At 63.7% G+C, this 11,584-nt stretch carries 10 protein-coding genes; 3 read left to right on the top strand and 7 right to left on the bottom strand.

Translation table 11 applies throughout. The annotated features are described in order from the left end of the window. Nucleotides 1-29: 29 nt before the first annotated feature. On the top strand, nt 30-704 hold the full coding sequence (locus ACIPZG_RS14515) for a COG3650 family protein (RefSeq protein WP_400714763.1): 675 nt from the start codon (nt 30-32) through the stop codon (nt 702-704). A gap of 103 nt (nt 705-807) precedes the next feature. Then, complete coding sequence (locus tag ACIPZG_RS14510; protein ID WP_400714760.1) at nt 808-2,415, top strand: NAD(P)/FAD-dependent oxidoreductase; 1,608 nt, start codon at nt 808-810, stop codon at nt 2,413-2,415. Between the two features lie 115 nt (nt 2,416-2,530). Here ACIPZG_RS14510 and ACIPZG_RS14505 read toward each other — a convergent pair whose 3' ends face one another. The 6 genes from ACIPZG_RS14505 to dinG all read right to left on the bottom strand — a co-directional run bounded on the left by ACIPZG_RS14505 (nt 2,531) and on the right by dinG (nt 10,727). Beyond that, the gene (locus ACIPZG_RS14505; protein ID WP_400714757.1) at nt 2,531-2,995 is read right to left on the bottom strand and encodes a glycine zipper 2TM domain-containing protein; all 465 of its coding nucleotides are present in this window, start codon (nt 2,993-2,995) and stop codon (nt 2,531-2,533) included. 235 nt (nt 2,996-3,230) lie between these two features. Next, complete coding sequence (pdxH, locus tag ACIPZG_RS14500) at nt 3,231-3,878, bottom strand: pyridoxamine 5'-phosphate oxidase (RefSeq protein ID WP_400714754.1); 648 nt, start codon at nt 3,876-3,878, stop codon at nt 3,231-3,233. Nucleotides 3,879-3,897: 19 nt separating this feature from the next. Continuing rightward, complete coding sequence (locus tag ACIPZG_RS14495) at nt 3,898-4,881, bottom strand: OmpA family protein (RefSeq protein WP_008090629.1); 984 nt, start codon at nt 4,879-4,881, stop codon at nt 3,898-3,900. A gap of 99 nt (nt 4,882-4,980) precedes the next feature. Further along, nucleotides 4,981-6,126: an EstA family serine hydrolase gene (locus tag ACIPZG_RS14490; RefSeq protein ID WP_008090630.1), complete on the bottom strand. Its 1,146-nt coding sequence runs from the start codon at nt 6,124-6,126 to the stop codon at nt 4,981-4,983. Between the two features lie 140 nt (nt 6,127-6,266). Then, nucleotides 6,267-8,501: a beta-agarase gene (locus ACIPZG_RS14485; protein WP_400714750.1), complete on the bottom strand. Its 2,235-nt coding sequence runs from the start codon at nt 8,499-8,501 to the stop codon at nt 6,267-6,269. 81 nt (nt 8,502-8,582) lie between these two features. Next, on the bottom strand, nt 8,583-10,727 hold the full coding sequence (gene dinG, locus ACIPZG_RS14480) for an ATP-dependent DNA helicase DinG (protein WP_400714747.1): 2,145 nt from the start codon (nt 10,725-10,727) through the stop codon (nt 8,583-8,585). A gap of 98 nt (nt 10,728-10,825) precedes the next feature. On the opposite strand from dinG, the gene ACIPZG_RS14475 reads away from it, so the two are divergent. After that, nucleotides 10,826-11,290 (top strand): CopD family protein, encoded by a 465-nt coding sequence (locus tag ACIPZG_RS14475; RefSeq protein ID WP_008090634.1) that lies wholly within the window; start codon nt 10,826-10,828, stop codon nt 11,288-11,290. 5 nt (nt 11,291-11,295) lie between these two features. Here ACIPZG_RS14475 and ACIPZG_RS14470 read toward each other — a convergent pair whose 3' ends face one another. Next, nucleotides 11,296-11,571, bottom strand: a complete 276-nt coding sequence (locus ACIPZG_RS14470; RefSeq protein ID WP_400714744.1) for a DUF1145 domain-containing protein — start codon at nt 11,569-11,571, stop codon at nt 11,296-11,298. Nucleotides 11,572-11,584 lie beyond the last annotated feature (13 nt).

Raw genomic sequence — 11,584 nt, 5'->3', positions numbered from 1 at the left:
TCTTTGGTAAAAGTCCCCGGAGCCGTTCCATGCGCCTCACCCCTTCCCTGCTGCTCACCGCCCTGCTGCCTCTGTTCGCCGGCTGCCAGCTCCTGGCAGAGCAACCCAGCGACCCGAACATCGGCACCACGCGCCTGCAGGGGGAACTGAGTGCCGCTGGCGGCCATCTGCTGTTCAAGCCCTGCAACGAAGCCCGTACCTTCGTGATCAACGACGTCGGCGCCACCGGCATCCTCCAGGAAGCCGCCAACCTGGCCGACGACGCCAAGGACAAGCTGTTCGCCGACCTCCGCGGTCACCTCACTGGCAGCAAGCAGGCCAACAACGACGGTACGCTGGAAGTGCGCCGCCTGTACCGCCTGGAACCGTCCACCCGTGCCTGCGACGATCCCAACTTCAAGCAGCTCACGCTGCGCGCCAGCGGCCATGAGCCGGAGTGGGACATCAAGGCCAGTGGCAAGGGCATGGTGCTCAACCGTGTCGGCAAAGAGCCACTGCCCCTGCCCTTCCTCGAAGAAGAAGTCCCTGGCGGCGGCCTGACCCTCAGCAGTGAAGCCAACGGCCAACACGTGGAACTGTGGGTAGCACCGCAACGTTGCGTCGACAGCGCCACCGGTGCGGTGCGCCACCTGCGCGCCGAATTGCGCATCGATGGCCAGACCCTGCGAGGCTGCGGCTACTACGGTGGTGCACGCGACAACTGATCGCCGGGCGCTTTTATCCTGCCAGTCAGGGCGGCGAACAGCTTATACTTGGCGGTTTGTGTAAAGCCGCCGGCCGCCCATGGCCGGGATACTGGACCCTGCCATGCTACGAATCACCGAACTGAAGCTGCCCCTGGACCACCCTGACGAAGCGCTGCGCGAGGCCATTGTTCAGCGCCTGGGCATCCGCGACGAGCAACTGCTCGGCTTCACCCTGTTCAAGCGCAGCTACGATGCCCGCAAGAAGAACAGCGAACTGCTGTTCATCTACACCATCGACCTTGAAACCAGCAATGAAGCGGAGCTGCTGAGCAAGTTCGCCGACGATCGCAACATCGGCGTCGCGCCGGACGTCACCTACAAGTACGTCGGCCACGCCCCGCAAAACCTGCAGGAACGCCCGATCGTGGTCGGTTTCGGCCCTTGCGGCATCTTCGCCGGACTCTTGCTGGCCCAGATGGGCTTCAAGCCGATCATCCTCGAACGCGGCAAGGAAGTGCGCCAGCGCACCAAGGACACCTGGGGCCTGTGGCGCAAAAGCGTGCTCAACCCCGAGTCCAACGTGCAGTTCGGCGAAGGCGGCGCCGGGACCTTCTCCGACGGCAAGCTCTACAGCCAGATCAAGGATCCCCTCCACCATGGCCGCAAGGTCCTGGAAGAGTTCGTCAAGGCCGGTGCGCCGGAAGAAATCCTGTACATCAACAAACCCCACATCGGTACGTTCCGCCTGACCGGCATGGTCGAGCAGATGCGCCAGGACATGATCGCCCTCGGCGCCGAAGTGCGCTTCCAGGAGAAGGTCACCGACCTGCTGATGGAAGACGGTCAATTGACTGGCGTGGTCCTGGAGAGCGGCGAACAGCTGCACTCGCGCCACGTGGTCCTGGCCCTGGGCCACAGTGCCCGTGACACCTTCCGCATGCTCCACGCCAAGGGCGTGTACATGGAGGCCAAGCCGTTCTCCATCGGTTTCCGTATCGAACACCCGCAGACGCTGATCGACAAGGCACGCCTGGGCAAGTATGCCGGCCACCCGAAACTCGGTGCGGCCGATTACAAGCTGGTGCACCACGCCAAGAACGGCCGCTCGGTCTACAGCTTCTGCATGTGCCCTGGCGGCACTGTGGTGGCGGCCACCAGCGAACCGGGCCGGGTGGTGACCAACGGCATGAGCCAATATTCGCGCAATGAACGCAATGCCAACTCCGGCATCGTGGTGGGCATCGACCCCGAGCGCGACTACCCGGGTGGCCCGCTGGCGGGTATCGAGCTGCAGGAGCGCCTGGAAGCCCACGCCTATGTGATGGGTGGCAGCAACTACCAGGCACCGGCGCAGCTGGTAGGCGATTTCGTCGCTGGCAAGCCATCCACCGCCGTGGGCAGCGTCGAGCCGTCGTACAAGCCGGGTGTAACTTTGGGCGACCTCGCGCCGAGCCTGCCGGACTTTGCCATCGAGGCAATCCGCGAAGCGCTGCCGGCCTTCGATCGGCAGATCAAGGGCTACAACCTGCATGATGCGGTGCTGACCGGCATCGAGACGCGCACTTCTTCGCCACTGCGGATCACGCGTGGTGCGGATTATCAGAGCCTGAACCTCAAGGGACTGTTCCCGGCGGGTGAAGGGGCGGGGTATGCCGGTGGCATTCTTTCCGCAGGCGTCGATGGCATTCGCATTGCCGAGGCGGTCGCGCGGGATATGCTCGGTTTATAAGTTGTAGCGCCTGCTCCGGCCTCATCGCCGGCTTGCCGGCGATGAGGCCGGAGCAGGCAACAAAAAACCCCGAACAGGCCAAGCCCGTTCGGGGTTTTTTGTTTATCTGCTGCTATCAGTGCGTAACGCGGCTGGTACCGTCGACGGTCATGATGCGCACGCGCTCGCCCACACGGAACACTTCGTTCTCCTGCACGGCCTGCACATAGGCGCGCATGCTGCCGTCGTCTTCGCGCACGGTGAGCTCCACACCCTGGGTGCGGGTCAGGCCTTCCTCGGCGGCCGAGCCTGCCAGGCCACCGGCCACGGCACCGATCACAGCAGCGACGATACTGCCGCGGCCACCCCCGACAGCGCTACCGGCTACACCACCGACAATCGCACCAGCACCCCCGCCGATCGGCGTCTTGGTGCCTTCGATCTTGACCGGACGCAAGGCCTCGATGGTGCCCATGCGCACGGTCTGCACGCGACGGGCCTCATCACGGGAGTAGCTGTCGCCAGTCAGGCTGGAGGCACACCCCCCCAGCAACAACGACATGGTGGTGAAGGTCGCCACCAGCAAAGCGGATTTACGCATGGGTAAAGTCTCCATAAATTCAGGTGTCCATTAGACGCTGCGCCCAAGCAACTGTCACGACGCCGGCGTAACAAAATTGGTTTCATTCAGCGCCCATACAGCAAGTACAGGCGGTCTCCCAGACCTCTAACGTCTGACCAAGGATAGCCATGGATTACTGCATCGAGGTATTGGCAGACAGCGCAGCCGGAGACAGCAGCGATAGGGAAAGGGCCGCGATGCGGCCCCAAAGGTCTCAGGGAGCCAACCGCTCGCGCAGCCAGCGCGCCTCGACCAGGCGGTAGTTCAAGCGATCATGCAGGCGGCTGGCACGCCCTTGCCAGAACTCGATGCGCTCAGGCAGCAGGCGGTAACCACCCCAATGCTCGGGGCAATGCGGCTGAGTGTCGGAGAAGCGCGACTCTGTCGCTTTGACCAGCCCTTCCAGCTCTTCACGGCTGGCGATCACCTGGCTCTGCGGCGAAGCCCATGCACCCAGGCGGCTCCCCAGAGGGCGCACCTGGTAGTAGTCGTCCGACTCCTTGGCCGTCACCTTTTCCACCCGCCCTTCGATACGCACCTGGCGTTCCAGCGCCGGCCAGAAGAAGGTCATGGCGGCGAAGGGGTTGGCCAGCAGCTGCTGACCCTTGGCACTGTCGTAATTGGTGAAGAAGGTGAAACCACGGTCATCGAGCCCCTTGAGCAGCAATACGCGGCAATGGGGTCGGCCCTCGCCATCGACGGTGGCGAGGGTCAGGGCATTGGCTTCTACCGGGGGTTGCTCGGTCTTCACCGCATCGGCAAACCACTGGTGGAACAGAGCGAACGGCTCCTCCGGGGCCTTGGCTTCCGCCAGGCCATCACGGGTGTAGTCGCGGCGCATATCGGCCAGGGATTGGGTCATGGCTGCGTTTCCTTGACGATCAGTTGGTCTTCGCAGGGCTATTGGCGGCTAACTTCTTGTCAGCAGTCGCTTTCTTGGCGGCGGGCTTGGCCGGCGCGGCTTTTTTCTTGGCGGTGGACTTGGCAGCTGGCTTGGCTGCGGCTTTCTTCGCGGCTGGCTTGGCAGCGGACTTGGCAGCTGGCTTGCTGTCGACAGCCTTGGCGGCCGGTGCCTTGGCATCCTGCACGGCGACCATGGAGGCCGGGGTCGGCGCGGGTGCGGCTTGTTGGTACTTGGCCAGCAGCGCGACCATGGTGTTCTGTGGGGTCAACAGCATTTCCACGCGGCGATTGAGGGCACGGCCTTCGGGACTGTCGTTGGCCGCACGCGGCATTTCCGCACCCATGCCCTTGAGGCTCAGGCGGTCACGCTTCAAACCGCTCAGGCGGAAGATCGCCGAAACCGACGCGGCGCGCTCCAGGCTGAGTTTCTGGTTGGTAGCGGCCACGCCACTGGTGTCGGCATGGCCGAGTACCAGCACGGCGGTCTTGGGGTCGCCCTCGACTGCCTTGGCCACGCGGGTGATCGGACCCAGGCTCATCGGCAGCAGCATGTTGGGACGATCCGGGTTGTACGAACTGTCGACCGGAATGGTTACCGCCAGCACGTTTTCGCGACGCTCCAGTTGCAGCTTGCTGTCCTTGATGGCTTCGCGCAGCTTCGGCTCGTATTCGTCAAGCCATGCCTGGGTGGCTTTCTGGTCGATCTTCGGTACCACTGGCCCCTTGGCCTGCTTGTCGTCACCGCCAAATGGCCACCACCAACGGCTGGCACTTTCCGACTTGGCATCTGCCTTGGCGACCTTTTCGTTGACGGCTTGCTTCACTTCCTGCTCTGCAACCTTGTCCGAACCGAAAGGCCACCAAGCGCTGGCGCCACCTTTCGATGCATCCTGAGAATGGCTGGCACAGCCGGTCATGGCGGTCAGGCACAGGGCGAGAGCTAAGGTTTTATGTGAAGACATCAGCGATACACCATGAATTAGAAAGAATTTTCGCCAGCACACCGCAGTGCGCTGGCATTGAGGATAACAAAGGGGCCGTGCAATACCCGCGTTACCCGATCAAAGGCACGTCCCAAGGACCCGTACCAGCTGCTGGGCCCTTGGGTCCATGAGCACGTAAGGGCCAAGGGTATTGACCACGAATCCGAAGGCCACATCGTGCTCAGGGTCGGCGAAACCGACCGAGCCGCCGGCGCCTGGGTGGCCGAAGGCACGGGCACCGAGACCGAAGGTGGCATTGGCAACATCGGGCTGGTCAAGCATGCAGCCCAGGCCGAATCGGGTCTGGGTCAGCAGGGTACGATCCTGGCCGAGGCTGTGCTCGCGGGTCAGTTCGTCGAGCAGTTCGGATTCCAGCAGGCTGCCGTCGAGCAAACCGGCATAAAAGCCCGCCAGGCTGCGCGCATTCCCATGGCCATTGGCCGCGGGCTGTTGCATGCGCCGCCACTCGGGTTTGTTGGTGCTGGTGAGGATCGCCGGTGGGTTGGTGAAGGCACGGGTCGACAGCGCCTCCGGCTCACGCATGGTCACCTGCAGCAAGCGCTGGGCCGCCGCATCGCCAGCATTGCCTTTACCGCGCGCGATATGCGCCACCCGATGAAATTCTTCGTCCGCGAGGCCGACATGGAAGTCCAGCCCCAGTGGGCGCGCGGTACGCGCGACGATCGACTCGCCCGGGCCACGTCCATCTGCTCGTCGGATCAGCTCGCCGATCAGCCAGCCGTAGGTGATGGCGGCATAACCATGTTCGGTCCCGGGCGTCCACCAGGGTGTTTCGGCGGCCAGGGCATCGACCATCGCTTGCCAGTCGTACAGCGCCTGCGCCGGCAGCAACTGGCGAATCGCTGGCAAACCGGCGCGGTGGCTGAGCAGCTGTCGAAGGGTGATGCCATCCTTGCCCGCCTGGGCGAACTCCGGCCAATAGCGCGCTACGGGGACATCCAGGGCCAGCTTGCCCTCGCCCACCAGTTGCAGGGCGGTAACGGCGGTGAAAGTCTTGGTGCAGGAGAACAGGTTGGCGATGGTATCGCTGTGCCAGGCTTGCTGGCCGTCCTTGTCGGCACTGCCTGCCCACAAATCGATCACGGTTTCGCCGCCGATCTGGATGCACAACGCCGCACCGCGCTCCTGGGGATCATCGAACAAGGCGGCGAACGCTTCGCGCACTGCCTCGAATTTCAGCTCATAGTGACCCTGGATCTGCACCCGCCTGCTCTCCGTACGACCTTGCCGAAAAATGGCGTGCATTGTTTCAGCAGTTAAAGGTTTTGCCTACTGGGCAGAGCCTGGTCATGGAGAAAATTCATGCCGATTGTTCAGCGACAGGCTGCACCGCCTTTGCGCGCTCAAGGGGCTGGCTTTTCCAGCTGGCTGTGCAACTGACCAACGGCCGCCAGGTTGCTCTTGCGTACCGCTTCGACAAAGCCCGCAAACGGTACATCGGTAATTGCCACCAGGCCGAGGTGGCCGTTCTCGCCATCGAGCAAACGACCACTGGCAGGCTGGTCAAGGTACTGGAACCAATGGGCGCCAACGATCATCGGCTGGGCCAGCGCCGCCTTGAGGAAGTTGCCATACGCCGGCCCACGGTCTTCTTCTCGCGCCACCTCAAGAGGCCCGGGCCAGAACGGCCCACGGTCACGTGAGCCGAACTGGAATTCCGACACCAGCACGGGCTTGTCCAGTTCGGCCAGACGGGAGAAGTCGTAGCCGTCTTCGGGCTTGAGGGTATAGAAGTTGAAACTCAGCACATCGCAGAATTCGGCGCAGGCCTTGACCGCCTCCGGGGTGCTCACCGCGTAGCGCCCCCCCAGCAGCAGATGGTTGGGGGCATGCCATTTCAGTGAGTCGGAGATGGTCTTGAAATAGGTTTGCGCGAACACTTGCTGGAAATACTGGAAATCACGCTCGATTTCCGGGTGCTCGGGGTTGGGCAACGGTGCCTCGAAACCTGGGTCTTCCATCAGTTCCCAGGCCTGCAGGTCGATACCCCAGGCCTTGGACAAGCCCGCCTGGTTGCGGTACTTGTCGCGCAACTGCTTGAGGAACGCGCGCTTGGCCGGCACATCGGTGGTCAGGCGCAGGGTCCCGTAGGCCAGGCCGTAGCGGGCCTTGGGGTCGTTACCGGGTGCCGCCCAGGCCAGTTCGTTGTCGGCGAAGTAACCGAGCAGCCAAGGGTCGTCGCGGTGATCGCGGGCAGCGATGGCCACGGCACGTTCGGTGGCCATGGCGAAACGCGGGTCGAATGGGTCGGGCATGCGGCCCCACCAGTCCATGCCCGTACTGATGCTGGCATAGTCGCCGACGATCGACAGCGGCAAGGTGTACGGCAGGCGCTTGGCCTGGGCCAACGCCGGCTCGCTCCAGTTACCCAGGGTGTTGAAGCCCCAGGCCTGCAGGCGATCGAGGGTATGCGCCTGCCAGCGGGCATTGTCCAGCGCAGGCGGTGGGCAGTCTGCGGCCGGTTGCCCCTCCACGTGCGCGCACGGCTTGCCATAGGTGCGCTGGAGGTTGGCGGCATAGAAGTCGAACCAACGCCCTTGCTTGAAGGCGCGTCCTTGCGACGAAGCATTGCCATCGTCGTTGTTGCCTTCGCCATAGAAAGCTGCCGCCGCGTCGTCTTGGCCCGGCAATGCAGCGAACATGCCTTCGCGCCCCGTGACATAGGTACGCCCGCCATCAGCGGTCACGGCGTTGACGCCCAGGGAGTAGAACGGGTGGCCATCAGGGGTTACCAGGTACCAACGGCCATCGCGCTTCTCGGTACGGAAGAAGCCCTTGGCTTCGAACGCAGGTCCCGCCACCACACCACCGTAGGTATCCAGCGGCTGTTTCTGGCGCTCGGCCAACCAGCCCTTGAGTTGCTGCTGCTCACGGCTGTCCGCGGCCTTCAGCTGTTCGTCGTTGACGATTTTTTCGGGCCAGCGGCCACGGGTGGACTGACCATAGGTATCGATCAGCGCGTGGTAGGCCGCCTGGTAGGCCAGGTCATCATCCTGGATGCCGACCTTTTCGATCAGCAGGTTCTGCGCCACCTTGGGCGCGGGAATGGTCAGGCTGACGGACACGACCTGCTTGAGGTCGATTTCACCTGCGCTACTGGTCAACAGGAGGCGTTGCCCTTCGAATACCCAAGGCATCGGCGGGCCGGCGCGCATGCCTTGACTCAATGGCGATGTGGGTTTGAGCGGCACCATGACGGTTTGCGCGGGCCCCGCTGGCAGGTCAATGCGGCTGGTCAGGGTACGCCCATCGCTGCCCAGCACCGTGACATCGACGGTCAGTGCCCAATCCATGGCGCTCTGCAGGCGCAAGGTGAGGAACTGTCCAGCTGACCAGTCCCACACGCCCGTCTGCGGGCTCAGGCGCAAGGTTGGCCGTTCGACCGGGTTGAACACCACGCGCCGCAACACCTCGCCTTCCGTGGTCTGTTCCGCGTTGTACTGCGGCATGCCAGCCCCTTCGGTTGCCACAGTGACCACTGAGGCCGGGCGCACGAAGCTGAACAGTGTCTGCTGCCCAGCCAGCAAGGGCGTGCTGAGCAACAGGGTAAGAACAGCAGGCAAGGTGCGACGGATCATAGGGCTCAGGCTCTCCTTCAAGGCCCACTTGAGCCCACGACCGAGTGATGGACAACAGGCCGGAGCAGCATGCTCCGGCCGTCAGGAAATCTCCCGCCGGAAGGGCGGCAGCGCATTGAGAATAGCCTTGCCGTAGCGCTGGGTGACCAAGCGCCGATCGAGCAAGGTGATAATGCCGCGATCCTGTTCGGTACGCAGCAGACGGCCGCAGGCCTGGATCAGCTTCAGCGAGGCGTCGGGCACGGCAATTTCCATGAACGGGTTGCCGCCGCGGGCTTCGATCCACTCGGCCAGCGCCGCTTCGACCGGGTCATCCGGTACGGCGAAGGGGATCTTGGCGATCACCACGTGTTCGCAGTAGGCACCCGGCAAGTCGACACCCTCGGCGAAACTCGCCAGGCCGAAGAGCACGCTGTGCTGGCCATCGTCGACCCGCGCCTTGTGCTTGTTCAGGGTTTCCTGCTTGGACAGGTTGCCCTGGATCAGCACCAGCTTGCGCCAATCGCGGTCCAGGCCGTCGAACACTTCCTGCATCTGCTTGCGCGAGGAGAACAGCACCAGGGCGCCGCGGGCGTCCTCGACGATAGCGGGCAGCTCGCGGATGATCGCGGCGGTATGCGCGGCCGCATCGCGCGGGTCAGCCTTGAGGTCGGGTACCCGCAGCAGGCCGGCGTCGCCGTGCACGAACGGGCTGGGCACGACACAGGTCACGGCGTCGCGTGGCAAGCCCGAACGCATGCGGAAGCGGTCGAACTTGCCCAATGCGGTGAGGGTTGCCGAAGTCACCAGCGCACCATGGGCCACACTCCACAGGCTGCGGCGCAGCATCTCGGCAGCCAGGATAGGACTTGCGTTGACTTCGATATCGAACAGCGCGCCACTCTCGGCCAGGGTCAGCCAGCGGGCCATGGGTGGGCTGTCTTGCGGGTCTTCGGCGGTGAAGGCGACCCACAACTCCCAGTTGCCCTGGGCCCGGGTGACCAGGCTGCCGAACAGCGGATACCACTCTTCGGCCTGGTGGCTGGCGATGCCAATGTTGACCTCGCCGTCCATGCCTTCCTTGAGCAGGTCGGCCAGGCGGGTGAACAGATCATTGAGGCGGGCAAAGCCTTTTTTCAGTTCGATGCCGACTTCGCGGATCTGCTCAGGCACCACGCCGCCCTCGAAGCGATAGCGTGGGCGCTCGCGCCCTTCGGTATCTTCGCTGGGGCGAAAGTCCGCGACCTGCTCGCACAGGGTGAACATGAACTGCTGCTGGGTGCGGATTTCCCGCGCCAGCTCCGGCACCTGCTCGATCAATTTGCCCAGGTCACCCGGCAAGGGGTGCTGGGCCAGCAGCTTGGTCAGGTTCTTGGCCGTCTGCTCAAGCCAGTCGGCGGTGGAGCGCAGCCGCGAATAGTGGGCGAAGTGGCCGATGGCCTTGTCTGGCAGGTGGTGGCCTTCGTCGAACACGTAAATGGTGTCACGCGGGTCGGGCAGCACCGCGCCACCGCCCAGGGCCAGGTCGGCCAGGACCATGTCGTGGTTGGTGACGATCACATCGACCTTGCCCATGCCTTCGCGCGCCTTGTAGAACACGCACTGCTGGAAATTCGGGCAATGGCGGCCGGTGCACTGGCTGTGGTCGGTGGTCAGGCGCGCCCAGTCCTGGTCTTCCAGGGCTTCGGACCAGCTGTCGCGGTCACCGTCCCAACGGTTGCCGGCCAGCTTCTCGATCATGCTGTTGAACAGCTTCTGGCTGCGCTCGTCCACTTCGATATGGAAGCCCTCTTCCTCGAACAGCTGGGCAGTGGCCGACTGCGCGTGGCCCTCCTGCAGCAGGATGTCGAGCTTGGACAGGCACAGGTAGCGGCCACGGCCCTTGGCCAGGGCGAAGCTGAAGTTCAGGCCGCTGTTGCGCATCAGGTCGGGCAGGTCCTTGAAGACGATCTGCTCCTGCAGCGCCACGGTCGCGGTCGCGATCACCAGGCGCTTGCCGGCGGCCTTGGCGGCCGGAATCGCGGCCAGGCTGTAGGCGACCGTCTTGCCGGTACCGGTGCCCGCCTCCACCGCCACCACGGCGGGCTCGCCGGCACGGCGGCCTTCTTCGTCGCAGGCGATGTCGCCGAGCACCTTGGCCACTTCGGCGATCATCAGGCGCTGGCCGTAACGCGGCTTGAGGCTCTTGGCTTCGAGAAAACGCGAGTAGGCGCCCTGGATGGTGGCTTTGAGTTCGTTGCTGATCATGGTCTGCAGGCGCCCGGAGGGCTGGATATATTTTCAGTGTTTTGCATGGGGCGGCTATCATACCCCGCTATTGCCCTTTGTGCCGCATGGAGATCCAGATGCTCGCCTTTGCCTTACCCTACACATTGCATGTCCTGGCCGCCCTGGTGTGGGTCGGCGGCATGTTCTTCGCCTGGCTGGTGCTACGCCCTGCAACGGTTGCAGCCCTGGAGGGGCCGGCCCGGCTGCGCCTGTGGGTGGAAGTTTTCCGACGCTTTTTCCGATGGGTCTGGCTGGCGGTGGCCATTCTGGCGATAAGTGGTATCGGCATGTTGCACATGCGTTTCAATGGTTTCGAGACGGCTCCCAAGTACATTCACGTGATGATTGGCGGCGGCATCGCCATGTTCGCGCTGTTCATGCGCATTCAGGCATTGCTGTTACCGGAGTTGAAGACGGCGGTGCAGGCCGAGGACTGGGCAGCGGGGGCGGCAGTGCTCGGCCGGATCCGGCGCATGGTCGGGGTGAACCTGTTGCTGGGGCTGGCGGTAGTGGCAGTGGCCAGCTCGCGACTGCTGATGTAGGCCCGTCAGCCACGCCGCGGCAGCTGTGGCTGCCGCGGTATCGACATGACGTGGAAGATCCCCGTCAGCAGTATCTGCAATCGATCGAACCAACGATGGCTACGCCCACGCAGGCTGCCATTGAAAAAAAGCACTTCCAGCACATGCAGCCCCAGCAACGCGATGCCCGCCGCATTGATCAACAGGTTCAACGGCAAGGGTTGCGGCATCAGTTGGTTGAACAGCACCACGCCCCAGAATGCGATCGTCAGGACCTTGCCCAGGCCCAGGATGAACTTCATTTTCCGCCCCTCT

Origin of the sequence: Pseudomonas sp. NPDC089395 (genome assembly GCF_044749525.1) — a bacterium.
Lineage (GTDB): Bacteria > Pseudomonadota > Gammaproteobacteria > Pseudomonadales > Pseudomonadaceae > Aquipseudomonas.
The sequence above is the reverse complement of the archived record's forward strand: the minus strand, read 5'-3'. Positions and strand labels throughout refer to the sequence as shown.

What these genes read in the sequence shown, in the direction of transcription:
- ACIPZG_RS14470 (WP_400714744.1), bottom strand. Translation starts at nt 11,571, where the DNA reads ATGAAGTTCATCCTGGGCCTGGGCAAGGTCCTGACGATCGCATTCTGG.
- ACIPZG_RS14505 (WP_400714757.1), bottom strand. Translation starts at nt 2,995, where the DNA reads ATGCGTAAATCCGCTTTGCTGGTGGCGACCTTCACCACCATGTCGTTG.
- ACIPZG_RS14485 (WP_400714750.1), bottom strand. Translation starts at nt 8,501, where the DNA reads ATGATCCGTCGCACCTTGCCTGCTGTTCTTACCCTGTTGCTCAGCACG.
- dinG (WP_400714747.1), bottom strand. Translation starts at nt 10,727, where the DNA reads ATGATCAGCAACGAACTCAAAGCCACCATCCAGGGCGCCTACTCGCGT.
- ACIPZG_RS14475 (WP_008090634.1), top strand. Translation starts at nt 10,826, where the DNA reads ATGCTCGCCTTTGCCTTACCCTACACATTGCATGTCCTGGCCGCCCTG.
- pdxH (WP_400714754.1), bottom strand. Translation starts at nt 3,878, where the DNA reads ATGACCCAATCCCTGGCCGATATGCGCCGCGACTACACCCGTGATGGC.
- ACIPZG_RS14510 (WP_400714760.1), top strand. Translation starts at nt 808, where the DNA reads ATGCTACGAATCACCGAACTGAAGCTGCCCCTGGACCACCCTGACGAA.
- ACIPZG_RS14515 (WP_400714763.1), top strand. Translation starts at nt 30, where the DNA reads ATGCGCCTCACCCCTTCCCTGCTGCTCACCGCCCTGCTGCCTCTGTTC.
- ACIPZG_RS14495 (WP_008090629.1), bottom strand. Translation starts at nt 4,881, where the DNA reads ATGTCTTCACATAAAACCTTAGCTCTCGCCCTGTGCCTGACCGCCATG.